This is a genomic window from Azospirillum lipoferum (assembly GCF_024170005.1).
Taxonomy (GTDB): Bacteria; Pseudomonadota; Alphaproteobacteria; order Azospirillales; family Azospirillaceae; genus Azospirillum; species Azospirillum lipoferum.
This window is the reverse complement of sequence record NZ_JALJXJ010000009.1, coordinates 282,695-305,346: the sequence shown is the minus strand read 5'-3', so window position 1 is coordinate 305,346 and position 22,652 is coordinate 282,695. Positions and strand designations below refer to the sequence as shown.

Annotated in this window: 20 protein-coding genes; 6 read left to right on the top strand and 14 right to left on the bottom strand. The window is 70.1% G+C overall.

Annotated elements, in window-relative coordinates; genetic code table 11:
* The first annotated feature begins 15 nt into the window (after positions 1-15).
* Both J2848_RS21250 and hemF read left to right on the top strand, forming a co-directional pair.
* On the top strand, positions 16-495 hold the full coding sequence (locus tag J2848_RS21250) for a tRNA (cytidine(34)-2'-O)-methyltransferase (protein ID WP_149233329.1): 480 nt from the start codon (positions 16-18) through the stop codon (positions 493-495).
* Entirely contained in the window at positions 492-1,379 is an 888-nt protein-coding gene (gene hemF / locus J2848_RS21245; protein WP_149233215.1) for an oxygen-dependent coproporphyrinogen oxidase, read from the top strand. Before J2848_RS21250 ends, hemF begins: the two co-directional genes overlap by 4 nt.
* A 15-nt stretch (positions 1,380-1,394) precedes the next feature.
* Here hemF and J2848_RS21240 read toward each other — a convergent pair whose 3' ends face one another.
* The gene (locus J2848_RS21240) at positions 1,395-1,724 is read right to left on the bottom strand and encodes a hypothetical protein (RefSeq protein ID WP_149233214.1); all 330 of its coding nucleotides are present in this window, start codon (positions 1,722-1,724) and stop codon (positions 1,395-1,397) included.
* A 127-nt stretch (positions 1,725-1,851) separates the two neighbouring features.
* Here J2848_RS21240 and J2848_RS21235 point away from each other — a divergent pair, with 127 nt between their 5' ends.
* A complete protein-coding gene (locus J2848_RS21235; RefSeq protein ID WP_149233213.1) occupies positions 1,852-2,976 on the top strand; it encodes a DNA topoisomerase IB in 1,125 nt (374 codons plus the stop codon).
* A 25-nt stretch (positions 2,977-3,001) separates the two neighbouring features.
* Here J2848_RS21235 and J2848_RS21230 read toward each other — a convergent pair whose 3' ends face one another.
* The gene (locus tag J2848_RS21230; RefSeq protein WP_149233212.1) at positions 3,002-5,008 is read right to left on the bottom strand and encodes a PP2C family protein-serine/threonine phosphatase; all 2,007 of its coding nucleotides are present in this window, start codon (positions 5,006-5,008) and stop codon (positions 3,002-3,004) included.
* A 247-nt stretch (positions 5,009-5,255) separates the two neighbouring features.
* Here J2848_RS21230 and J2848_RS21225 point away from each other — a divergent pair, with 247 nt between their 5' ends.
* A complete protein-coding gene (locus J2848_RS21225; RefSeq protein ID WP_149233211.1) occupies positions 5,256-5,630 on the top strand; it encodes a hypothetical protein in 375 nt (124 codons plus the stop codon).
* Between the two features lie 13 nt (positions 5,631-5,643).
* On the opposite strand, the gene J2848_RS21220 is transcribed toward J2848_RS21225, so the two are convergent.
* The 3 genes from J2848_RS21220 to wrbA form a co-directional block, all read right to left on the bottom strand.
* Positions 5,644-6,009: a hypothetical protein gene (locus tag J2848_RS21220; protein ID WP_149233210.1), complete on the bottom strand. Its 366-nt coding sequence runs from the start codon at positions 6,007-6,009 to the stop codon at positions 5,644-5,646.
* 67 nt (positions 6,010-6,076) lie between these two features.
* A complete protein-coding gene (locus J2848_RS21215; protein WP_149233209.1) occupies positions 6,077-7,036 on the bottom strand; it encodes a glutathione S-transferase family protein in 960 nt (319 codons plus the stop codon).
* Between the two features lie 33 nt (positions 7,037-7,069).
* Positions 7,070-7,672 carry an NAD(P)H:quinone oxidoreductase gene (gene wrbA / locus J2848_RS21210; protein ID WP_149233208.1) on the bottom strand — a complete coding sequence of 201 codons (603 nt, stop codon included), beginning with the start codon at positions 7,670-7,672 and terminating at the stop codon, positions 7,070-7,072.
* Between the two features lie 143 nt (positions 7,673-7,815).
* Between wrbA and J2848_RS21205 the strand changes: the two genes are divergently transcribed.
* Positions 7,816-8,781, top strand: coding sequence for a LysR family transcriptional regulator (locus tag J2848_RS21205; RefSeq protein ID WP_149233207.1), 966 nt, complete (start codon positions 7,816-7,818; stop codon positions 8,779-8,781).
* Between the two features lie 21 nt (positions 8,782-8,802).
* Here J2848_RS21205 and J2848_RS21200 read toward each other — a convergent pair whose 3' ends face one another.
* The 4 genes from J2848_RS21200 to J2848_RS21185 all read right to left on the bottom strand — a co-directional run bounded on the left by J2848_RS21200 (position 8,803) and on the right by J2848_RS21185 (position 14,417).
* Positions 8,803-9,195, bottom strand: coding sequence for a hypothetical protein (locus tag J2848_RS21200; protein ID WP_149233206.1), 393 nt, complete (start codon positions 9,193-9,195; stop codon positions 8,803-8,805).
* A 149-nt stretch (positions 9,196-9,344) separates the two neighbouring features.
* Positions 9,345-10,145, bottom strand: a complete 801-nt coding sequence (locus tag J2848_RS21195) for a DUF4384 domain-containing protein (RefSeq protein WP_246194053.1) — start codon at positions 10,143-10,145, stop codon at positions 9,345-9,347.
* 41 nt (positions 10,146-10,186) lie between these two features.
* Positions 10,187-13,498, bottom strand: a complete 3,312-nt coding sequence (locus tag J2848_RS21190; RefSeq protein ID WP_253568706.1) for a caspase family protein — start codon at positions 13,496-13,498, stop codon at positions 10,187-10,189.
* Between the two features lie 103 nt (positions 13,499-13,601).
* Positions 13,602-14,417: a YMGG-like glycine zipper-containing protein gene (locus J2848_RS21185; protein WP_149233204.1), complete on the bottom strand. Its 816-nt coding sequence runs from the start codon at positions 14,415-14,417 to the stop codon at positions 13,602-13,604.
* 244 nt (positions 14,418-14,661) lie between these two features.
* Between J2848_RS21185 and J2848_RS21180 the strand changes: the two genes are divergently transcribed.
* Positions 14,662-16,263, top strand: a complete 1,602-nt coding sequence (locus J2848_RS21180) for a caspase family protein (protein WP_246194051.1) — start codon at positions 14,662-14,664, stop codon at positions 16,261-16,263.
* Between the two features lie 15 nt (positions 16,264-16,278).
* On the opposite strand, the gene J2848_RS21175 is transcribed toward J2848_RS21180, so the two are convergent.
* The 5 genes from J2848_RS21175 to clpB form a co-directional block, all read right to left on the bottom strand.
* Positions 16,279-16,737, bottom strand: a complete 459-nt coding sequence (locus J2848_RS21175) for a GyrI-like domain-containing protein (protein ID WP_149233202.1) — start codon at positions 16,735-16,737, stop codon at positions 16,279-16,281.
* Between the two features lie 21 nt (positions 16,738-16,758).
* Complete coding sequence (locus J2848_RS21170; RefSeq protein WP_149233201.1) at positions 16,759-17,565, bottom strand: aminotransferase class IV; 807 nt, start codon at positions 17,563-17,565, stop codon at positions 16,759-16,761.
* Positions 17,562-18,926 (bottom strand): aminodeoxychorismate synthase component I, encoded by a 1,365-nt coding sequence (gene pabB / locus J2848_RS21165; RefSeq protein ID WP_149233200.1) that lies wholly within the window; start codon positions 18,924-18,926, stop codon positions 17,562-17,564. The genes J2848_RS21170 and pabB overlap by 4 nt, the downstream gene beginning before the upstream one ends.
* Positions 18,927-18,949: 23 nt before the next feature.
* Positions 18,950-19,744 carry an SDR family oxidoreductase gene (locus J2848_RS21160; RefSeq protein ID WP_149233199.1) on the bottom strand — a complete coding sequence of 265 codons (795 nt, stop codon included), beginning with the start codon at positions 19,742-19,744 and terminating at the stop codon, positions 18,950-18,952.
* A gap of 126 nt (positions 19,745-19,870) precedes the next feature.
* Complete coding sequence (gene clpB, locus J2848_RS21155) at positions 19,871-22,555, bottom strand: ATP-dependent chaperone ClpB (protein ID WP_149233198.1); 2,685 nt, start codon at positions 22,553-22,555, stop codon at positions 19,871-19,873.
* Positions 22,556-22,652: the final 97 nt, after the last annotated feature.

Below are 22,652 nucleotides of genomic sequence, written 5' to 3'. Positions count from 1 at the left end.
GAGGCAAGGCCCACGTTGCGCCTTGTGCTGTTCGAACCCGACATTCCGCAGAACGCCGGGACCCTGATGCGACTCGCAGCGGGGCTGGGCGTGGCACTGGACCTGATCGAACCCTGCGGCTTCGTGCTGGATGACCGCCGGTTGCGCCGCGCCGGCATGGACTATCTCGACCATCTCGACTGGGTCCGGCACAGCTCGTGGGCCGCGTACCGGGCGGCCCCGCAGGCGGGCCGGCTGGTGCTGCTGACCACGCGGGCGGCGATCCCCTATACAGACTTCCGCTTCTCCCCCGGCGACCGCATCCTGGTCGGGCGGGAGAGCGCCGGCGTGCCCGACGAGGTGCATGAGGCCGCCGACGCCCGGCTGGTCATCCCGATGGTGCCGCCCGCCCGGTCGTTGAACGTTGCGGTCAGCGCGGCGATGGTGTTGGGTGAGGCCTTGCGGCAGACTGCCGCATTCGCCTCTTATTCTTGCGCACAGCCGGATACGCCATGACTGCCGCCACGCCCGCAGACGCCAGCATCATCGAAAGCCGCAAGGTCCGCGCCGCCGCCTGGTTCCAGGAACTGCGCGACCGCATCTGCGCCGCCTTCGAGGCGCTGGAGGACGAGCTGACCGGCACCCATGCCGACCTGTCCCCCGGCCGGTTCGAGCGCAAGAGCTGGACCCGCCCGGATCACGGCGGCGGCGAGGGCGGCGGCGGCACCATGTCGGTGATGAAGGGCCGGGTGTTCGAGAAGGTCGGGGTCAACATCTCGACCGTCCACGGCACCTTCAGCCCGGAATTCCGCGGCAACATCCCCGGTGCTGCGGAAACCGGCGCGTTCTGGGCGGCGGGGATCAGTCTGGTGGCGCACATGCGCTCGCCGCTGGTGCCGGCGACGCACATGAACACCCGCCACATCGTGACCACCCAGGGCTGGTTCGGCGGCGGCGCCGACCTGACGCCGATGGTGCCGGACGACCAGGACACCGCCGACTTCCACGCCGGCCTGCGCGCCGCCTGCGACCGGCACGACCCGGATTATTACCCGCGCTACAAGGAATGGTGCGACCGCTATTTCTTCCTGCCCCACCGGGGAGAGACGCGCGGCGTCGGCGGCATCTTCTACGACCAGCTCGATTCGGGCGACTGGGAGGCGGATTTCGCCTTCACCCGCGACGTCGGCACCACTTTCCTCGACACCTACGCCGCCCTGGTGCGCCGGCACATGAACCGGCCCTGGACCGCCGAGCAGCGCGAGCACCAGCTGATCCGCCGCGGCCGCTATGTGGAGTTCAACCTGCTCTACGACCGCGGCACCACCTTCGGCCTGAAGACCGGCGGCAACACCGAGGCGATCCTGATGAGCCTGCCGCCCGAGGTGAAGTGGCCCTGATTTGACCAGGCTGACTTAGCGGCGCTGCCCCATCTGGAGCCAGGGCGCCCAGGCCTGCCGCACCATCTCGCCCCACAGCCGCATCGGTGCCATCCACAGCTCCGCCATCCCGGCGGCGGACGCCATCGGGTTGGCACCGGGCTTCCCTGCGGCGGGACCGGCCAGCAGCAGCGGGTTCATCAGACCGGGGGCGAGCAGCTTTGCGACCGCATCGAAGGACGGGGTGGCGCGGAACTGGATGGCGATCACCTCCGCGCCATCGTCGCCGGCCTCGCGGTGGCGGATCTGGATTTCCAGGTTCGGCAGATGGGCGGTCAGAATCGTCTCGTCCGGCTTGCGGTCCATGGTCAGGCGCTCCAATCGGAAACGGGGCGGATTTGCCCGATCGAGGATAGGGTTTTTGCAACTGCGAAGAAACCCTCTCCGTAAGGGGTAGCGGCAACCAAACCCCGTGCCGGCCGTTGATGGCCGTATGGACAGCACCCTCCCCTCCCCAGAAGCCGACAGCCCCTCGCCCGAACAGGAGGCCGCCTGTGCCGGGCTGACCTACAGCTCCGACGAGATGCCGGGCATCCGGCGACGACGCTACGGCAAGGGCTTCCGTTTCCTCTGGCCCGACGGCAGTCAGGTGACGGAGGAGGAGACGCTGGACCGCATCCGCAAGCTGGCGATCCCGCCAGCCTACCGCGACGTCTGGATCTGCCCCGATCCCGATGGCCATCTCCAGGCGACCGGCCGCGATGCCAAGGGGCGCAAGCAGTACCGCTACCACCGCCGCTGGACCGAGCTGCGCGAGGGCACCAAGTTCGGCCGCATGCTCGATTTCTGCCGCGCCCTTCCCCATCTGCGCGAGCGGGTGAATGCCGACCTCGGCCATCGCGGCCTGCCGCGGGAGAAGGTGCTGGGCGCCGTGGTAAGGCTGCTGGAAACCACGCTGATCCGCGTCGGCAACGAGACCTACGCCCGCGAGAACCAGAGCTACGGCCTGACCACCCTGCGCGACGACCACACCGAGATCGAGGGATCGGAGGTCCGCTTCTCCTTCAAGGGCAAGTCGGGCAAGGAATGGAACGTCGCGTTGAAGGACCGCCGTCTGGCCCGCGTCGTCGCCGCCTGCCGCGATGTGCCGGGGGACGAGCTGTTCCAGTATCTCGACCGCGACGGCCAGCGCCATGCCGTGACCTCGGGCGACGTGAATGCCTATCTGCGCGAGGCCACCGGAGCCGATTTCACCGCCAAGGACTTCCGCACCTGGGCCGGCACCGTGCTGGCCGCCATGGCGCTGCGGGAGTTCGAGAGCTTCGACAGCGCCAGCGCCGCCAAGCGCAACGTCACCCGCGCCATCGAACAGGTCGCCACCCGCCTGGGCAACACCCCCAGCGTCTGCCGCAAGAGCTACGTCCACCCCGAAGTGCTGGACGCCTATCTGGAGGGCGGCCTGCTGGACTCGCTGAAGCGCGAGGTGGAGGCGGAACTGCGCGACGAGCTGGCCGGCCTCAGCGGCGAGGAGGCCGCGGTGCTGGCCTTCCTGCGCGAAAGGCTGGAGCGGGAGACGGCGGCGCGGGCGCGGGAGGGCGCGCGGCGGAAGAAGACGTAGGGGCGCCGTCGGGACGCCCCCCTCCTCAAACCGCCTCCGCCGTTTCCGTCACCGGCAGCAGGCGGCGCATGACCAGACAGACCAGATCGCCGGCAAGAACCCCGTGGGTGCCGACATGCGCCTGCACGGTGCGCAGAACCATCTCGGTGCGGTCGCGGACGGACATGCCGCGGCTGTGGGCGAGGGCCGCGGCAAGGCGGGCCTCGCCGAAGGGCTCGCGATGGCCGTCGACGGACTGGAGCACGCCGTCGGTGCACAGGAACAGCGTCTCGTCCTGGGCCAGCACCGTCGTCGCCTCGGTGTAGGGGGCGCCGCGGCGCACGCCCAGAGGCTGACCGGGCGGCTGGCCGCCGGCCTCGGAAAGATACTGCACCGCGCCGTCCGTCGCGATGCGGGCGGCGCCGCGATGGCCGGCGGAGGCATGGACCAGCGTGCCGGTGACGCGGTCATAGACGGCGACGAAGGCGGTGGCGAAGCCGTTGAAGGGGCTTTCGCCGCACAGACGCTCGTTTGCATGGGTCAGGATCGCCGCCGGGCCGGTGCCGGGACGGGCGGCCTCGCGGATGGCGCCGCGCACCATCAGCATCAGGAAGGCCGCGGGCACGCCGCCGCCCGACACGCCGGCGGCGACCAGCAGGCTGTGCCGCTCGTCCAGCTCGATCACGTCGTAGAAGTCGCCGCTGACCGCATGGCCGGGCACCAGGATGCCGTAGAACTGGCTGTCGCGGCCGACCGGCAGCTGGCGCGGCAGCAGGCCGGACTGCACGTCGCGGGCGGCGCGCTGCTCCTCCTCGATCAGCTGTTCGGCGGCGGCCAGCTTCTCGCTCTTGGTTTCCAGCTCCGCCCCGCGCATGACCAGCTGGGCGTCGAGGGTTTCCTCGCGCGCCGTCGCCTCCATCGCCATGCGGCGGAAAACGCGGGACAGGCGGCCGAACTCGTCGTCGCGGTCGGCGGCCTCGTTCAGGGTGAAGGGGTTGAAGCGTCCGGCCTCCACCGCCTTGACCGCCTCGCTCAGCCGCTCCACCGGGGCCATCTGGTCGCGGGCGAAGCGCAGGCAGGCATAGACGCCGAGCGCCAGCGCGAAGATGCCGACCAGCCCGCCGATCTTCAGCTGGCGGCTCAGCATCGCGCCCGGCTCGCTATAGGGAACGCGGACCACGGCCACCGCCGGCACGCCTGTCGCCGAAGCGGCGGCCGCGGTGAGGCCGGCATATTTGATCGGCGCCAGCGCCAGCAGGCTGCCGCCCGACAGGCGGACGGAAACCTCGGAACCGGGCAGCACCGCCTTGGCGGCGGCGGTGTCGGCGTCGGACAGCGGATTGCCGGCGCCATCGGCCATCACGGCACCGCGGGCCAGCACCCGGCCGTCGCGGTCGAGCAGCCATGCCGCCTCCACCGCGCGGGTGGCGAGCAGCCCGTCGATCAGCCCGTCGGTCCCCGACTTGCGCACGATGTCGCCGAGGCGGCGCATGTCGGCGCCGACCTGGACGATGCGCGGCTTGTCGACGCCGGCCACCCCGGCGAACTTCATCAGCTTGCCGTTCTCCATCGCCGGTTCGGAGGCCAGCGAGGCGGGGGAACGGTTCAGCAAACCGCTATAGGCGCTGTGGCGCGGACCGCCCTTGGCATCCTGGCCGAACAGCGGGTCGGGTCCGGGCAGATTGTGCAGATAGGCCCGGCCGCGGTTGTCGGTGATCCACATCTCGTCCGGGCCGCCGGCCTCGGCGATCTGCTTCAGCCGGTCGTTGATGGCGCGCGGCGCCAGCTTCGCGGTTTCCGCCAGCGCCACCAGATGGGCGGTCAGCGTCGCTTCCGACAGCAGCCGTTCCGACAGCAGGGCGTCGACCTCCTGCGGGATGTCGCGGGCCTGGGCGGCGCCGCGGGCGAGCAGGCCGGCGGCCAGCCGCGCCTCCGTCCCGATCCGCTCGGTCAGGACGGCGCGCGTGGTGAAGGCCATCGCCGTGGTGACCGCCACCACCGCCAGCAGCACCAGACCGGTGACCAGCAGGATCAAACGCTGTTGGAACGTCATGGGATTGCGCCCGCCCCCTGTCGCGGAAGTAGATGGCTGTTGCCACCGCTTCTACCGGTCCGGGGCGCGCAAGTCCAGGCGCGGGGGCGTTGCACCGATCATGTCACGGCGGCGGATGGCCGCAGCCGCCCCTGCGCCCATCCCGAAGGCAATCCACGCAAGATTCGACCGCGGGCGCGACATTATCTCTTTCGTAACCACATGGTCGGTAAGAGGGAAAGACCCGCCTTCCTGCCGGTGCACGCCGATGCCGATGAATGTCCTGGAAATCGCCATCTATGCCATGGTCCTCACCGCCAGCCAGCCGCACCCCTACGAATGCGTCGCGGTGAAGCCGGAGGGGGTGAACTGCACCAACGGCCTGTCGGCGAAACCCGACGGCCCGAACCTGCTGTTCAACACCGGCATCCAGGTCATGAAGGACCGTCAGGGCCGCGTGCAGCTGAGCAACGGGCTGCAAACCCGCTTCGACAGTTCCGCCTGGGTGGAATTCCAGGATGCGGGGAAGAAGCCGGTGGTCAGCGTCCGCAAGACCGGTCCGCTGCGCTTCAAGTTCTCCAACGGCTTCCAGTGCGAGGCGATGGGCAACCCGGAAGACATGGCCCGCTGCTACAAGCCCTGACGGTTGGTTATCGTCAGCGGTTGATGCCGCGGCGGTCCATCTCGTCCTCGATGGCGCGGCGGTTCTGCCGGATCTGGCGCTGTTCCTCGCCCAGCCGGTCGTACTGGCTGCGCAGGTCGCGGTCGGAATAGTCGCTGTAGGCGCTGTTGCGGCGGTTGCCGGAGGAGCCTTCGTAGCGGCGGCCGTCGCGGTTCAGGTCGCGGTCTTCGGCCGCCCGGTCGTTGCGGTCCTGCGGATAGGCGTTGGGGTTGACCGCGCGGTTCAGCTGGTCGAGCGCCCCGCCCCATCCCCCCTGGCCGTTCTGGGATTGGGCGGTCTGGGCCAGCGCCGGCGACGAGAGGGCCAGGACGGCCGCGGCAGCCAGGATGAGTGTACGCATTGGACGAACTCCCTCATGCGGTTGTCGTTTCCTTCTGACAACCGCCGGGGAGCCGATCCGTCACGCCTCACACGGGGTCGGGTCCCAGCCCGCCACGGCCGTGCGGCGCGTCGAGGTCGAGCGCCGGCCCCTTCGGCACGATGCCGGTGGGGTTGATGGTGGCGTGGCTGCCGTAGTAATGGCGCTTGATGTGGTCGAAATTCACCGTCCCGGCCACGCCCGGCACCTGATACAGGTCGCGCAGATAGCCGGACAGGTGCGGATAGTCGGCGATCCGCCGCTGGTTGCACTTGAAATGCCCGACATAGACGGCGTCGAAGCGCACCAGCGTGGTGAACAGCCGCCAGTCCGCCTCGGTCAGGCGGTTGCCGACCAGCCAGCGCCGGGTCGCCAGCCTGGCGTCGAGGTCGTCCAACGCCGCGAACAGCGCGTCGAAGGCGGCCTCATACTTGTCCTGGGAGGTGGCGAAGCCGGCCTTGTAGACGCCGTTGTTGACGGCGTCATAGACGAAGGCGTTGACGCGGTCGATCTCCTCCGCCAGATCCGCCGGGTAGAAATCGGTGCGCACGTCGGTGAAGGCGTCGAACTCGCGGTTGAGCATGCGGATGATCTCCGCCGACTCGTTGTTGACGATGCTGTTGGTCTTCCTGTCCCACAGCACCGGAACGGTCACCCGGCCGCTGTAGCCGGGCTTCGCCTTCAGGTAGACCTCATAGAGCCGCCGGGCGCCGGTGACCGGCTCCGGTTCGGCGAAGGTCCAGCCGTCCGCCAGCATCAGCGGATCGACCACACTGACACCGATCACCCCGTCCAGCCGCTTCAGCTTGCGGAGGATCAGCGTGCGGTGCGCCCAGGGGCAGGCCAGCGACACCATTAGGTGATAGCGCCCGGCCTCCGCCGGGTAGGGGGTGGAGCCGTCGGCCGACACCCGGTCGCGGAACTGCGCCTCCGTCCTGACGAACGCACCGCCGGTCTTCCTGGTGTCGTACCACTGGTCTTGCCACTGTCCATCGATCAGCAGGCCCACGGCTCCCTCCCCTTCTCTACTGCCTACCCGGCATCAACCGTGCAGCTTGGTCGCGATCTCGGCGACATGGCGGCCCTGGAAACGGGCGCCGTCCAGCTCGACGGCACTCGGCCGGCGCGAACCGTCGCCGCCGGCGATGGTGCTGGCGCCATAGGGCGAATTGCCCATCACTTCCGAAAGGCCCATCTGGCCCTGGAAGGAATAGGGCAGCCCGACAATCACCATGCCCAGATGCAGCAGCACGGTGTGGGTGCTGAGGATGGTGCTCTCCTGCCCGCCATGCTGGGTGGCGGTGGAGGTGAAGGCGGCACCGACCTTGCCGTTCAGCGCACCCTTGGCCCACAGCCCGCCGGTCTGGTCGAGGAAGTTCTTCATCTGCGAGGCCATGTTGCCGTAGCGCGTCGGCGTACCGATGACGATCGCATCATATTGGGCCAGCTCGTCGACCGTGGCGACGGGGATGTTGCTCTCGTCCTTGTAGTGGGCGGACTGGCGGACGGCTTCCGGCACCAGTTCGGGCACGCGCTTCACCGCCACCTCGGTCCCGGCGACGGAGCGGGCGCCTTCGGCCACCGCCTGCGCCATCTCCGACACATGGCCCCAGCTGCTGTAATAGAGGACCAGAACCTTCGCCATCGCCATCACTCCCTGTTTGGTTGCATGGATCGCGTCACCGCGGCCGGTGCCGGCGCGGCGGTGACACCAGAAATAGGGCGCGGCGACGCTTCCGGTAATACCGGATCTTGGCACCTCATTGTTTCCGGGTGTAGAACAATGCCATGGATCGCCTCGACGACATGCTCGCCTTCATCAAGGTGGTGGACACCAAAAGCTTCACCGCCGCCGCCGACCGGCTCAACCTGTCGAAATCGGTGGTCTCCCGCCGCATCGGCGAGCTGGAGAACAGGCTCGGCGCGCGGCTGCTCAACCGCACCACCCGCAAGCTCAGCCTGACCGAGGTGGGGCAGGCCTATTACGAGCGCTGCACCCGCATCCTCGCCGACCTGGAGGAGGCGGAGCAGGCGGTGGCCGACCTGCATGCCGCCCCGCGCGGCCGGCTGCGGCTGAACGCGCCGGTCAGCTTCGGCATCCTGCATCTGGCCCCGGCGGTGGCGGAGTTCCTGGAGCGCTACCCAGCCATCGAGATCGACATGGACCTGAACGACCGCACGGTCGATCTGGTCGACGAAGGATACGATCTGGCGGTGCGCATCGGCCGGCTGCGCGACAGCTCGCTGATCGCCCGGCGGCTGGCCCCGGCGCGGATGGCGCTGTGCGCCAGCCCGGCCTATCTGCAAAAGCATGGCGTGCCGCAGACACCGGACGAGCTGAGTGACCACGCCTGCCTGATCTACACCAACGTCCCCACCCCCGATCTGTGGCAGTTCATCGTCGACGGGGAGACGCGCAGCGTCCGGGTCTCCGGCCCGATCCGCAGCAACAACGGCGATTTGCTGCGCGAGGCGGCGGCGTCCGGCGTCGGCTTCATCATGTCGCCGACTTTCCTGTGCGGACAGGCGCTGTCGCGCGGCGAGCTGGTCAGCATCCTGCACCGCCACGTCCCGACCGAGGTGAGCGTCAACGCGGTCTATCCGCAGAACCGCCACCTGTCGCCGAAGGTGCGGGTGTTCGTCGATTTCCTGGTGCAGCGCTTCGGCCCGCGCCCCTATTGGGACTGCGCGCTGCTCGACACGCTGCCGGAGGAAGCCTGGCCGGAAAGTGGAAGGCCGCAAAAGGCCGGCTGAACCGGCTTAGGCACCCGAATTTCAGGTGGGCGAGTTCGGCCGGCGGCGGGAACGCAGGTTCAGCGCGGTGATGAAGTTCGGCTGCTGGCCGACCACCGGACCCTGGGGGACCGGCTTCTTCGGGGCGGTGGACAGGAAGCCGCCGACCCGGCTGCGCAGCTCGACCGAATGGTGCGCCGCCTCGTCCGCGGTTTCCGCCACCTGACGGCGGACTGACGGCTCCAGCGTGTTGAAGGCGCGGGAGGCGAATTCGAAGGCCGGCTGCGATTTGGTGGCGATCACCTGACGCAGCGCCTTGGACACCAGCACCGTGTCCAGACCGCCCGGCCCCTCGACACCGTCCAGCACGTCGGCAAGGATGCCGATGGCCTGAAGCGTACGGCTGTCGTCCAGCGAAAGGTCGTGAGCGTCCATACGGGTCTTCCGATCGTCTCTAGCGGTACCGGGGCCAGCCCTTGCGGACACCCGGGTTGCACCAGCTGAATCATAGTGTTTGCGCCGGCATCTGGCAATGGACGCCATGATGGGCCGGTGGTGGAATCGTCGGGAGTGCGGCGCCCGTGCTACTCCGCGACGGTGGTGAAGAAGGCGGACCGGGCGACCGCGCCGCCATCGGCCTCCGGGTTGGCTCCAGATTCCACCTTCGCCAGCGCCGCGCGCAGGCTGGCCAGATAAGGTCCGGCGGGCTCCACCTCCTCGCGATCGGCGGGGAACAGCGGGGCGCGGGTCACCAGCGCCAGGATCATCGCCGGGCCATAGGGCGGGGTGATGGTATAGACGCGGTCGGCCGCCGATTTCCCTCCACCCAGCGTGACGGGCCGGCCGGCCTCCAGCCGGTCGTCGCGGCGCAGACGCATCGGCACCATGTGGATCACGCTGCCGTCGGTGTCGATGTAATCGACGGTCAGATGGCCCGACGTCCCGGCACTGACCGTGACCTCCAGCTTCTCGTCCTTGCGGTAGACCATCGACGGCCGGTTGAAGGCGAGATCCAGCGTACCGGCTCCCTGTCTGTCCAGCGGCCCGGCGACGCCCAGCGCCTCGCACAGCGGCCAGGGCCGCAAGGCCACCCGGGCATCGACATCGATGCCCGGCGGCAGTCCTGTGAGCGCCGCCTTCAGGGCGGCGGCATCCTCCCCGGTCCCGACATAGCCGCCGACCCGCAGCCCCTTGCCGGTCTCCGCCACCGTGACGCCGGCACAGGTGAAGCCGCCCGCCGTCGCCGACACCAGCCTGACCGCCTCGGCCGGCGTGGTTGCCGTATCCGGCTGCGACTGTGCCAGGGTTTGGCCGGACAGCAGGAAGGCGGCGATGCCGGCTGCCGCCAGACGGGCACCGCCGAGGCACCGGACGAACCGCGCCATGCCAGTCGGGAAAAGGGTGAAGGATATCCGCGGCATCGGGGTCACGGCTTGGCCGCCTGCGGCGCGGCCAGCGGGAAGGGGTTCAGTTCGTTGCCGCCGGTCTTGAAGATGGCGGACTGCTGCCACTGCTTCTCCCGCGCCAGACGCGGCACGGCGCGGTTGACGTACTGGCCGAGCGTCAGGTTGTAGACCGCCTCGTCCCCCGGCAGCAGCGCCTTGCCCTTCAGCCCCTCCAGCACCGCGTGGGCGAAGATGCCGTTGCGGCCGTCATAGCTGTCCAGCGCCTGCTCCTGCTCCGAGGAGGCGGCCAGCAGGTAGCGTTGCCCCATGTCCTGGTACAGCTTGTCCACCGTGCCGGCGGACACCGCGCCCGAATGGCAGGTGTCGAGCAGAACCAGCACGTTGCGGGCGGAAATGGCGCTGACCAGCCGGTTCAGCTCCTTCTCCGACAGGCCCTCGCGGACGATCGCCGCCGGCGTGGCGGCGGTCACGTCCTGGGTGATGAAATGGTACAGCTTGACCGACGGGTCCTTCGGCGACGGCACGATCACGCCATGGCCGGCGAGGTAGAGCACGACGGTGTCCTGCTCCCGCGCGTTGGCGGCCAGCGCCTCCAGCCCGGCGACGATGGCGTCGCGGCTCGCCTGCTCGTCATAGAGCGTCCTGGACAAGGCCAGCGACTGCTCGCGGTCGTAAGCAGCGGGGATGCGGTCGCGCAGCGCGTCGGCGAAGGAGGTCGCATCGGCACGGGCGAAGCGCAGCTGCGTGCCGGCCGGCCGGTACTTGTCGATGCCGACGACGAAGGTGATCAGCCGCGGCCGCTCCGGAACCTCCCGCCCGGTCTTGCCGTCGTCCACCGGTGCAACCGGCTTCGGCAGCACGAAATCGACCAGCGCCGAGCGCTCGTAGATGGCGTCGGAGCCGTTGTAGGCGCGGATCTGCACACGGTTGCTGCCGGGATCCAGCCGGACGGTGCTGACACGCTCCTCCGGTGCCGGGCCGCCGGCAGCCTGATCCTTGGGTCCGTCCGCCACGCCCTGCTGCGACGACTGGGGCGCCGGCTGCGGCACCGGCTGTTGCGGGGCGGGATCCTTGGCGCGGGCGAAGGCACGGGACTTGTCCTGGCCGCTGACATTGCGGCCGTTGCGGAACAGGTCGACCGTCCCGATGCCGCCGCCGGTGTCGGCCAGACGGTATCGCAGGCGGACCGCACCGATTCCCTCCGGCAGCGTGACGGTCAGGCGCGGCTCCTCCGTCACGGTGTCCGCCTCCACCGCCTGCAATCCGCTCTGAGCCCCGTTCTGCGGCGAGGCCTTCGCCGGGGCCGGTGCCGCCGCGGCCGGCTCCTTGGCACGGGCGAAGGCGCGGCTGACCGGCGTCATGTCCAGCGGATGGCAGGTTTCGGCATCCGCCGCCGCGGTCGGGGCCGGGGGTGGGGGTGGGGGTGGGGTTGGGGCCGGGGTCGCAGTCGCCCCCTCGTTCGCACCGGTGCCGAGCAAAAGGCCGCGGGAGGCGGCGGGCACGGTGCAGTAATCCAGCAGGGTCACCTGCGGACGGCGCTGGGTCAGCAGGCGGATATCACCGATGGCGGACAGGCGGGCCGCGATCTCCGCCTGCCCGGTCTGGCGCAGCCTGGCGCGCACCAGTTCGGGGGCGTCGAACACGCGGTAGACCTGCTTGAACTCGACCCACTGAAGCCCTTTCTTCTTCGGATCGTTCAGGTGGAAGCCGACCAGCGTCTCGCCGCCGCTTTCGGAATGGTCGAAAAAGGCTTCCGGCGTCCACAGCACCCAGCGGCGGCCGTCGCGGTGCGGGAAAAGCGCCGCCAGCTCCTCCAGCGGGCGGGCGCCGCCGGACAGCGCGTACCAGCGCAGCGTGCCGTCGCCCAGGGCCGCCACGGCGACCCGGCCGTCGGCCGTCGCGACGACGCCCCAGACGGCGGCCGGCACCTCGGCACGGGCAAGCTCGGCCCCGGCGGAATCGAGCAGGCGCAGGCTGAACTCCCCGCCCAGCAGCACCCGGCGCTGCGTTCCCAGCACGGTGACGCTGCGCGCCCACTCGCCGCTGTCCAGCTTCACCGGCTGGCCGTTGACCTTGGGCGTGCGGCTGTTGCGCCAGTCGGCGACGCCGATCCCCGGCCCCTCGGCGGTCGGGCGGTTCAGGCCCGGCGTTGCATCCGGCGCCGGGGTCAGGCTGCGCGCCAGCACGTCGAAACGCATCGGCCGCCGGCCGCCCTGCTCCATCCCGAATTCCAGAACCAGCCCGTCGTCCGACAGGCCGAAGCGGCCGAGATGGATGTCGCGGTAATCGGCCACATCGCCGGTGCGGGCGAACTGCAGCCGGCCGGTCCGGTCGATCACGCCCCATGCCGGATCGGCGGCGGCGAAGGCCACCCCACCGCCGGGCAGCGCCAGCAGATGGGTCACCGAATCACGCGCCGCCGCGACGTCGGCGAAGGCACCCTTCCCGGCATCGGCCCAGCGGCGCACCACGTTGCGCTTGCCGTCCTGGGTGGCGGTACCGGCCGCGACCAGTGTCGTGCCGTCCCAGGCGACGGCGGCGAAGCTGCCGCCGGTGATGCCGGTGGTCTTGGGCGACTGGCGGGACTTCAGGTCGGCGGCGGCCAGCACGTCGACCCGCGTCTGGTCGGCATAACCAACGGCCAGCAGCGACCCGTCGGGCGAGAAGGCCACCGAATAGGGCATCCCGTTGCCCGGCTTGCGCTTGGCCTTCTGCTTGAAGTTGAGGTCATAGACACGGATGTTGCCGTCGAAGGAGGCGGTGGCGAGCCGCCCGTCGGGGGCGAAGGCCAGCGCCGAGACCCGCGCCTCGTAGCCCGCATCCTCGGCGACCAGCTTGAAGCCGGCGCTGTCCCACACGCGGATCCCGGCGGTGCCGCCGAAGGCCCCGGCGACGAACCGCCCGTCGGGCGAGAAGGCCAGATCGTTAAGCACCTGCGGCTGGCCGGGAAGCCGGGCCTTCAGCCGCTGCGCCTTCACGTCGAACAGGTAGAGCGTGATGCCGTCGCCCCAGCTTCCGCCGGTGTTCCCCGCCGCCACCGCCAGCGAACCGTCGGCGGACAGGGCGACGGCATAGAGCGCCCCCTCGTCCCCCGCCTCCATCGGCACGCGCAGCACGCCCAGCGGCTCGCCGTCGCGGCTCCACAGGCGCAGGCTCTTGTCGTTGGACACGGTGGCGATCAGCCGGCCCTGCGCGTCCGTGGCCAGCCGGTTGATCCGGGCGGTGTGGCCGCCAGTCTCGATCCGCAGGAATGCACCCGTCGACGCATCGCCGGCCAGCGCGGAGCCGGCCGCGAGCCACCCCAGCAGGATGCCGAGGAAAGCCCGCAGCAAGGTGCCGGCACGGAGGCCGCACCGAAGACGCGTGATCGGGGGAGAGAGACTGCCGGCCATCATCCGTTCCGCTTACAAGTCCGCTCGCAGGTCAGACAGCACCTCAGACCGCGTCCAGGGTCGCTTCCTTCTGGGCGATCTGCTGGATGCTGTTGGTGGCGGCGTTGATACGCTCCGACGTCTCGAAGGCGGTGTTGGTGCGCTGGACCACCTGCGACGAAGACGCGGTGGTGGTCTGCTTGACCGGCTTCTTCTTGGTCTGCGCCTTGGCCACGCTCTTGGTGCGGATCCTCTCGGCGGCGCCCGGTTCGATGTTGTCGGCAGCGATCAGATACTCGTCGCGGCGCTTGACGATGTTCTGGTTGATGCCGCTGGCGATGGCGTAATCCTTGTCCAGCTGGCCGCGGATCAGGGCGAGGCGCTGCTCGGCCTCGGGCTTGCCGATGCGCTGGGCCTTATAGTCGGCCTTGACGCGCGCGATCTCGGCACGGCGGCAGTTCACCAGCTGGTCGAGCGCGACCTGGGTGCGGTCGAGATTCTGGTTCTCGGTGTCGAGGTCGTTCGCCACGCCGAGGATCGCCTGATCGCGGCCCTGCTGCATCCGGGAGTTCCAGTAACCGCCGAGCGTGCCCACGGCGGCGCCGGCCGCGGCGCCGATCAGCGCGCTCTTCAGGTTGCCGCCGGCCAGCGCACCGGTCAGCGCGCCAGCGCCAGCGCCAATGGCCGCGCCCTTCAGCATGTCCTCGGCATAGTAGTTGCCGGTCGAGTCGAGCGCGACGCGGTACTGATAGCAGGCGTCGGACCCGTCATTGGCGCCGATGCGGTCCTGCTGCGTGGTCACGCAGCCGCTGAGCGCCATGGCGACGATGGTGACGGAGAGGAGGCTGGCCCTGGCGCGCTTGGCACGGTTGCTTCGCATGACCTGAATTCCCGTTTACTTTTCTGTTTAAGATGGCTTTCGTTTCAGTCCAGAATTCCAGGCGGTCCACACCACCCCCACAGTGGATGAGGCTCCCCGCCAATCAGGACCGGCTGCAACGCTGCCACAGCAACAACTGTAACGGAAGGGGTCATTACTACGAATTCGCGCGGGTTTTTATGTACCTTTGCGTATACCCGGCTTTTGTCATAGGTTATATTTGGGGACTATGATGTTCGTAGGAATGCAGCGCTGCCGAGCGGCGGCGATCATTGTGGCTGGCTTCGCCGCCGGCATGGGGCTGGCCGCAAGCCCGGCGCGGGCGGAAATCGCGGCTCTCGTCATCGGCATCGACAATTACAGCCGAATCAATCCGTTGCAGGGGGCGGTCAACGACGCCCGCGACATCGCCGATTCCCTGAAGGGTCTGGGCGTGCGGAAACTGCGCCTGTTCATCGACGGCGAGGCGGAGCGCAGCCGGATCATCGCGGCGTGGCGGCAGCTGATCGCCGACACGCCGCCCGACTCGACACTGATCATGACCTTTGCCGGCCATGGCGCGCAGCAGCCGGAACGCGTCCGCGGCAGCGAGGCCGACGGGCTGGACGAGTTCCTGGTGCTGGCCGATTTCGCCCCGCGCGGACCGGGCACCGCCCAGCGCCTGACCGACGACGAGATCGCCGTCCTGTTCAAGGAGGCGGCCCCCCGCCGGGTGATCTTCGTCTCCGATTCCTGCCATTCCGGCACGATGACCCGCGCCTTCGACGACCGCGCCGGCATGCTGGGCACGCGGGCGGCGACCATCGACGGCGTGCCGGTCGACCATATCGAGGACGACGCCCTGCCCCCGCCCACCCGCGCCGCCTTGCAGGCGGAGGCGGAGGAGCAGCCCAACGTCACCTTCTTCGCCGCGGTGGCCGACCACGAGCTGGCGCCGGAGGTGATGATCGACCGCAGGCCGCGCGGCGCGCTGAGCTGGGCCTTCGCCAATGCGCTGCGCGGGCAGGCCGACCGCGACGGCGACGGCGTCGTCACCAAGGGGGAACTGGAGGCCCACATCCGCGGCGCCGTCCGCATGGCGCTGGAAGGGCGGCAGCATCCGCAGGTCCAGCCGCGCGGCCGCGGCGAGCTTCCGCTGATCGACCCGGTGGCCGGCCGGCCGAAGCCCCCCTCCCTGCTGCCGGCCGCCGGCCCGATCCCGCTGCGCATCCTGGGCAAGCCGGCGGCGGTCAAGAAGCTGGCGGCGGGTTTCACCGGCGTCGAGATGGCCGGGAAGGAGGACGCCGCCCTGGTCTGGGACAGCGCCACCGGCGAGGTGATCAGTTCCACCGGCGACGTGCTGGCCAGCATTCCCGGCGATCCGTCGGCCCCGGAAACCCGGCAAAGGGTGCAGGGGGTGATCGACAAATGGTCGCTGGTGGGGCGGGTGAAGGCGGCGGCGCAGGATCGCTCGCTCTCCCTGGCGGTGGAGCCGGGCGACCGCGATTACCACAAGGGGGAGACGGTCTCGCTCGACATCGGCGGCAACAGCGGCACCTATTTCACCCTGATCAACCTCGCCGCCGACGGCACGGTCAACTATCTCTATCCGCTGGCGGACCGCAAGGACCCGCCGCAGATCCCGCGCGGCGGCCCCTACCGGCTGGCGCTGACGGTGGAGCCGCCCTTCGGCGCCGACCATTTCATCGCCATCGCTTCGCCCAAGCCGATGGCGGCGCTGCAACGGGACCTCGCGGCGCTCGATGGCAAGCCGGCCGCCGCGGAGGTCGCCAGCCTGCTGAACCGGCATCTGGCCGGGCAGCCAGTGGAGTTCGGCATCCACGGAGTCTACAGCACGGCGCGGTGACCTGCCTCTAAGGCGTCAGCCGAGAGCCGGCAGTTGCGGGGCCAGCGCCAGATGCAGTTCGTGGCGCCCGCCTGCCTGTCCCGGATGCGGCTGCCTCGGCCGGTAGCCGAAATCCAGCGCGATGCCCGACAGCTTCATCCCGTTCGCCGCGGCATGGGCGTGGAGCCGGGCGAAGCCGTCGGCGATCGCCGCCTGCGGGCCGTCCTGCGCGGTGCGCAGATAGCGGCCGGCGTCCAGATCGACGCGGACCATGCCGTCCGGGATCTCGCTGGCCCTGGCCGCCATGAAGCCGACCAGCCGGCGCTCCTGCCCATTCTCCTCCGGCAGCGACACCGCGGCGAAGGCGGCGGTTCCGACATCGGCGGCGAACACGCGCTCCCACGCCGCGGCGACCGCAGCGGGCAAGTCCTCGCGGCTCGCTTCCACCATGCAGCCGATGACGGTCAGTTCGGGGAAGGTCACGGTGTCGATCATCTCGATCCCTTGAATGGCGGATTACAGGTCAAGGTCGGCCAGCAGGCGGGCCAGAACCGGACCGGGGGAGCCGGCGCCGACCGGGTGGCCGTCCACCGCCACCAGCGAGCGCAGGCCCAGGCTGTTGGTCAGGATAGCCTCGTCGGCGCGGGCGAGGTCGTCGGGGGTGAGCGGCGCCTCCTCGGCGCCATGGCGCTCCAGGATCAGGGCGCGGCGGATGCCGGGAAGGGCGCCGTCGGCCAGCGGCGGAGTCAGCAGGCGGCCGCCAATCGACAGGAACAGGTTGGCGACGCTCGATTCCGCCAGCCGGCCGGCGGCATTCAGCAGCAGCGCCTCGTCGGCGCCGCGCTCCGCCGCCTCCTGCCGGGCCAGGATGGAATCAAGGTAGTTCAGCGACTTCAGGCGCGACAGCGGCGAATGCTCGTTGCGGCGGGTGCAGCGGGCGATGATGGCGGCGACCGGCGCGGTCATGTGGGCGGCGGGGGCGGCGGTCATCAGCAGGGTCGGCTTGGCATCGGCCGGCGGCAGCACCCCGCGGGCGCCGGTTCCGCGCGACAGGGTCAGGCGCAGGACGCCGTCGGTAACGCCGGTCGCCTCGATCAGTGCCGCCATCGCCCCGGCCAGTTCCGCGGCGCCGTGGGGCAGCGGCAGGTGCAACAGTTCAACCCCAGCGGCCAGCCGGTCGAGATGGCGCGGCAGGTGGCGCAGCTTGCCATCCTTGATGCGGATCGTTTCGAACAGCCCGTCGCCGAGGGTGAAGCCGCGGTCGGCCGGGTCGATCCGTGCCTCAGCCGCCGGCAACAGCCGCCCGTTCAGCCAGATCGTCATTCCATTTCCCCCACCAGTTCTCCGGCCGCGCGCAGCTGGGCGCGGGCCTTGACCAGCATTTCCTCATGCTCGTCTGCCGGATCGGAATCGGCAACGATGCCGCCGCCGGCCTGGGCGACCACCGTGTCCGGCGTCACCGACAGGGTGCGGATGACGATGTTGCTGTCCATGGCGCCGTCGAAACCGATCCAGGCGACCGACCCGCAATAGGCGCCGCGGCGCGCCACCTCCAGCTCGTCGATGATCTGCATGGCGCGGATCTTCGGGGCCCCGGTGATCGACCCGCCGGGGCAGGCGGCGCGCAGCAGATCGACCGGCCCCAGCCCCGGCAGCAGACGCGCGGTGACGACCGAGACGAGGTGATGAACGGTGGCGAAGCTCTCCAGCCCGAACAGCACCGGCACCCTGACGCTGCCGATCTCCGACACCCGCGCCAGATCGTTGCGCAGCAGGTCGGTGATCATCAGGTTTTCCGCCCGGTCCTTGATGCTGGCGGACAGGTCCGCCGCCGCCCGCGCATCTGCCGCCGGATCGGCGTGACGCGGGCGGGTGCCCTTGATCGGCCGCGTCTCGATAGTGCGGTCGGCGCCGAGACGAATGAAGCGCTCCGGCGACGCCCCGGCCAGACGCAGCTTCGGACCGCAATTCAGGAAGGCGGCGAAGGGGGCCGGGCTGAGACGGCGCAGGCGTTCATACAGCGCGTAGGCGTCGATGACCCCACCGGTATCGGCGAGGAAGCGCTGGGTGAAGTTGGCCTGATAGATGTCGCCGGCCCGGATATACTCCAAGACCCGTCCGACCCGGTCGAGATAGTCGGGACGCGACAGTTCCGACCGCCAGCGCAGCGGTGCCGGCCCTGCCGATTGTTCCGGAGGCGGAACGGACAGCCGCGCCGCCATGCGGCGGGCGCGGTCCTCCGCCTCCGGCCGGGCGGCGATGACCCAGGCCCGGCTCTCCTGCCGGTCGAAGGCGGCGACGACATCGTAGAGGCCGAAGGCGAAGTCCGGCTGGCCGCCCGAATTGCCATGGCGGGAGCGTAGCCCCTCCAAAGCTGTTCCGGCTTCGTAACCAACGAAGCCGACCGCCCCTCCGGTGAAGGGAACCGGGCCGGCAGATGGAAGCAAATGGGCCGCCAGCGCTTGTTCCAGCGCGTCGAAGGGGCTGCCGCCCACCTCCCGGCCGTCGACCAGCGTCTGGCCGCCAATCGCTTCGACAGTTTGGAACGGTTCTGCAACGATATAGGAGTAGCGCCCGTTCCGCGGATTGGCCGCCGCGCTGTCGAGCAGCATCGCCCAGGGCTCGGCACTCCAGGGGCGGAACAGGGCGGCGGGATCGCCGCAGGAAATCGGAATCGTCAGCATGGCGGTGGCAGTCGGCCGGCGGCTTACATCAAGATGGTGGCGCCGCCATCGACGACCAAGACGTGACCGTTGACATAGGACGCCGCCGCCGAAGCGAGGAACACCGCCGCCCCGGCGATCTCCTCCGGCCGGCCCCAGCGCCGCATCGGGGTGCGGTTGGCAAAATAGGCCGAGCGCTCCGGATCGCCGGTGATCGCCGCATTCGTTTCGGTTGCGAAAAAGCCGGGCGCGATGGCGTTGCTGGTCAGCCCCTGCGAGCCATATTCGGCGGCCAGCGCCCGCACCATGCCGTTCAGCCCGGCCTTCGCCGCGGCATAGACGCTGTCGTTGGCCCGCGAGATCTGCCCGGCGACGGAAGTGACGGCGATTAGCCGGCCACGCCCGCGCGGCAGCATCAGCCGCGCCGCCTCCCGCGCCAGGATCAGGCCGGAGGCCAGATCGACGTCGAGCAGGCTGGTGATCTCGTTGTCGGTCAGATCGGCCAGCGGCTTGCGGTTGCGCTGCCCGACATTCTGGACCAGCACGTCGAGCCGGCCATGCTCACTGTCGATCCGCGCGAAGGCGTCACGCACCGCCGCCCGGTCCGACACGTCGAAGGCCAGCACCGACGCACTGCCGCCGGCTGCTTCAATCTCGGCCACCCGCGGTTCCAGTGTTGCGGCGTCGCGGCCGTTCAACAGCACATGCGCGCCCGACCCGGCCAGCGCCTGCGCGATCTCCAGCCCCAGGCCGCGCCCCGAGCCGGTGACCAGCGCCACCTGCCCGGCCAGCGAGAAATTCGACAGGTAGGCCAAGTGGGAAGGACTCGTCGCGGCCATGTCTGCCTCCCTGTCCATTGCGGCGTTGCAGCAGACATTTAGCAGAGGCGGTGGGCCAAGGGCAGCCCCGGAAATGGAAAAGGGGGCGCAAAGCCTGCGCCCCCTTCCCCATCACACCTCAAACGCTCAGTGGACCGACGCCTCGCGGCTGGCGGCGGAACTCGCCACCGGCGGCAGGGCGAAGCCGAGCGGCGGACGTTCCGGCGCCTTGAAGCCGTGCGCCCGGTCCTCCTCGACCACCACGCCGTCCAGCGCCAGCCGGCCGTCGACCACCGACAGGCTCATCGTGGTCCTGCCCTCCACCTCCTCGTCGAGCAGCCGCTCGGCGATGGGGTCCTCGACAAGGCCCTGGATGGCCCGCTTCAGCGGACGGGCGCCGAAGGCCGGATCCCAGCCCAGATCGCCCAGCCGTCGCTTGGCCGCCGCATCCGCCGCCAGGGTGACGCCGCGCTCGGCCAGCCGCTCGTTGACGCGGGACAACTGGATGTCGACGATCCGCGACATCTGGTCCCGGCCCAGCCGGCGGAAGATCAGGACATCGTCCAGCCGATTGAGGAACTCCGGCCGGAAGGCCTTGCGCACCGCGTCCATCACCTCCACCGTCACGCCGGCCATGTCCTCGTCATCGCCCAAGGCGCTCAGCGCCTCGGCCCCCAGGTTGGAGGTCATGATGAGGATGGCGTGGCGGAAGTCGGCGGTCCGGCCCTGCCCATCGGTCAGCCGCCCGTCGTCGAGCGCCTGCAACAGGACGTTCAGCACGTCGGGATGCGCCTTCTCCACCTCGTCCAGCAGCACGACCTGATAGGGCCGGCGCCGGATGCGTTCCGCCAGCGAGCCGCCGTCGTCATAGCCGACATAGCCCGGCGGCGAGCCGATCATGCGGCTGACCGCGTGCTTCTCCATATACTCCGACATGTCGAGGCGGGTGATCGCCGTCTCGTCGTCGAACAGGAAGGACGCCAGCGCCTTGGCCAGCTCGGTCTTGCCGACGCCGGTCGGACCGAGGAACAGGAAGGAGCCGGTCGGGCGGCTGGGGTCCTTCAGGCCGGCGCGGGCACGCCGCACCGCCTTGGACACCGCGCGCACCGCCTCCTTCTGGCCGACGACGCGCTCGGCCAGCTTGTCCTCCATGCCCTTCAGCCGCTGGCGTTCGCCCTCCAGCATCCGTTCGACCGGAATGCCGGTCCAGCGGGTGACGACGGCGCCGATGTCCTTGGCCGTCACCTCGTCACGCTCGGCGCTGGCGCGCGATTCGGCGTCGGCCAAACGCTTTTCCAGGTCGGGCACCACGCCATAGGCCAGCTCGCCGGCCTTGGCCCAGTCGCCGTCGCGCTGGGCGCGCTCCAGCCTGGTGCGGGCCTGGTCCAGCTCCTCCTTCAGGCGGCGGCCCTCGGTCCGGCGGGACTGCGAGGCGCGCCATTCCTCCTCCATCGAGGACTGGCGGGCTTCCGCCTCGGCCAACTCGCCCTCCAGGACGTGCAGGCGCTCCTGCGAGGCGGCGTCCGGCTCGGCCTTCAGCGCCTCGCGCTCGATCTTGAGCTGGGCGACGCGGCGGTCGACGGCGTCGAGCGCCTCCGGCTTGCTGTCGATCGCCATGCGCAGGCGGCTCGCCGCCTCGTCGACGAGGTCGATCGCCTTGTCCGGCAGCCGGCGGTCGCCGATGTAGCGCGCCGACAGGCTCACCGCCGCGACCACCGCCGCGTCGGCGATGCGCACGCCGTGGTGCACCTCATACTTGCCCTTGATGCCGCGCAGGATCGACACCGCGTCGTCGGCGGACGGCTCATCCACCGTCACCGGCTGGAAGCGGCGGGCGAGTGCGGCGTCCTTTTCGATGTACTTGCGGTACTCGTCCGGCGTGGTGGCGCCGACGCAGCGCAGTTCGCCGCGCGCCAGGGCGGGCTTCAGCATGTTGGCGGCGTCCATCGCCCCGTCGGTGCGGCCGGCGCCGATCAGCGTGTGCAGCTCGTCGATGAACAGGATGATGCGGCCGTTGGCCTCCTGCACCTCGCTCAGGACCGACTTCAGCCGCTCCTCGAACTCGCCGCGGAACTTGGCGCCAGCCAAGAGCGCGGTGAGGTCGAGCGCCAGGACGCGCCGGTCCTTCAGCCCTTCCGGCACGTCGCCGGAGGCCAGCCGCTGGGCCAGACCCTCGACCACGGCGGTCTTGCCGACGCCGGGGTCGCCGATCAGCACGGGGTTGTTCTTGGTGCGGCGGGCCAGAACCTGGATGGTGCGGCGGATCTCGTCGTCACGGCCGATGACCGGGTCGAGCCGGCCCTGCCGCGCCTCTTCCGTCAGGTCGCGGGTGTAGCGGGCCAGCGCCTCGCCGGCCGTCGTCTCGGTCTCCGCGTCGGCGGGATGGTCCTTGCGCTGGGCATCGGCGGCGGCGGCCAGCGCGTCGGCATCGACGCCGGCGCGGCGGAACAGCGCACGCAGCGGGCCGCTCTGGCGGGCGAGGCTCTCCAGCAGCCGTTCGGCGGTGACGAAGCGGTCGCCACCGGTGCGCGCCGAGGCGACGGCACCCTGCAGCACGGCGGCCAGGGCCGGCGACATGTAGAGCGGCTGCGGGCCTTCGCCGGCGCCGGCCTGGACCGGGGCGCGCGAGAGCTGTTCCTCGGTCGCGGATTTCAGCAGATCGGGGTCGCCGCCGGTGTCGCGCACCAGACGCGCCGCCACGCCGCTGCCCTCGTCGATCAGGGCCTTCAGCAGATGTTCGGGGAGAAGTTGTTGGTGCCGCTCGGCAAGGGCGGCGATCTGCGCGGCCTGAATGACGCTACGCGCGCGATCGGTGAATTGACCGAAGTCCATCCGGCACTCCGTTTCCATGGTCTCCCGCCCAGCCATCCGGCGCGGGACGGCGCGTCCGCGATCCGCAAAATGCGCGATCGCCCGGCGCCTGATGGGT

Bases quoted from the DNA above. Each gene is read 5' to 3' on its own strand.
- hemF (WP_149233215.1), top strand. From the start codon at position 492: ATGACTGCCGCCACGCCCGCAGACGCCAGCATCATCGAAAGCCGCAAG.
- J2848_RS21240 (WP_149233214.1), bottom strand. From the start codon at position 1,724: ATGGACCGCAAGCCGGACGAGACGATTCTGACCGCCCATCTGCCGAAC.
- J2848_RS21235 (WP_149233213.1), top strand. From the start codon at position 1,852: ATGGACAGCACCCTCCCCTCCCCAGAAGCCGACAGCCCCTCGCCCGAA.
- J2848_RS21230 (WP_149233212.1), bottom strand. From the start codon at position 5,008: ATGACGTTCCAACAGCGTTTGATCCTGCTGGTCACCGGTCTGGTGCTG.
- J2848_RS21225 (WP_149233211.1), top strand. From the start codon at position 5,256: ATGCCGATGAATGTCCTGGAAATCGCCATCTATGCCATGGTCCTCACC.
- J2848_RS21220 (WP_149233210.1), bottom strand. From the start codon at position 6,009: ATGCGTACACTCATCCTGGCTGCCGCGGCCGTCCTGGCCCTCTCGTCG.
- wrbA (WP_149233208.1), bottom strand. From the start codon at position 7,672: ATGGCGAAGGTTCTGGTCCTCTATTACAGCAGCTGGGGCCATGTGTCG.
- J2848_RS21205 (WP_149233207.1), top strand. From the start codon at position 7,816: ATGGATCGCCTCGACGACATGCTCGCCTTCATCAAGGTGGTGGACACC.
- J2848_RS21200 (WP_149233206.1), bottom strand. From the start codon at position 9,195: ATGGACGCTCACGACCTTTCGCTGGACGACAGCCGTACGCTTCAGGCC.
- J2848_RS21195 (WP_246194053.1), bottom strand. From the start codon at position 10,145: ATGGCGCGGTTCGTCCGGTGCCTCGGCGGTGCCCGTCTGGCGGCAGCC.
- J2848_RS21185 (WP_149233204.1), bottom strand. From the start codon at position 14,417: ATGCGAAGCAACCGTGCCAAGCGCGCCAGGGCCAGCCTCCTCTCCGTC.
- J2848_RS21180 (WP_246194051.1), top strand. From the start codon at position 14,662: ATGCAGCGCTGCCGAGCGGCGGCGATCATTGTGGCTGGCTTCGCCGCC.
- J2848_RS21175 (WP_149233202.1), bottom strand. From the start codon at position 16,737: ATGATCGACACCGTGACCTTCCCCGAACTGACCGTCATCGGCTGCATG.
- J2848_RS21170 (WP_149233201.1), bottom strand. From the start codon at position 17,565: ATGACGATCTGGCTGAACGGGCGGCTGTTGCCGGCGGCTGAGGCACGG.
- pabB (WP_149233200.1), bottom strand. From the start codon at position 18,926: ATGCTGACGATTCCGATTTCCTGCGGCGATCCCGCCGCCCTGTTCCGC.
- J2848_RS21160 (WP_149233199.1), bottom strand. From the start codon at position 19,744: ATGGCCGCGACGAGTCCTTCCCACTTGGCCTACCTGTCGAATTTCTCG.
- clpB (WP_149233198.1), bottom strand. From the start codon at position 22,555: ATGGACTTCGGTCAATTCACCGATCGCGCGCGTAGCGTCATTCAGGCC.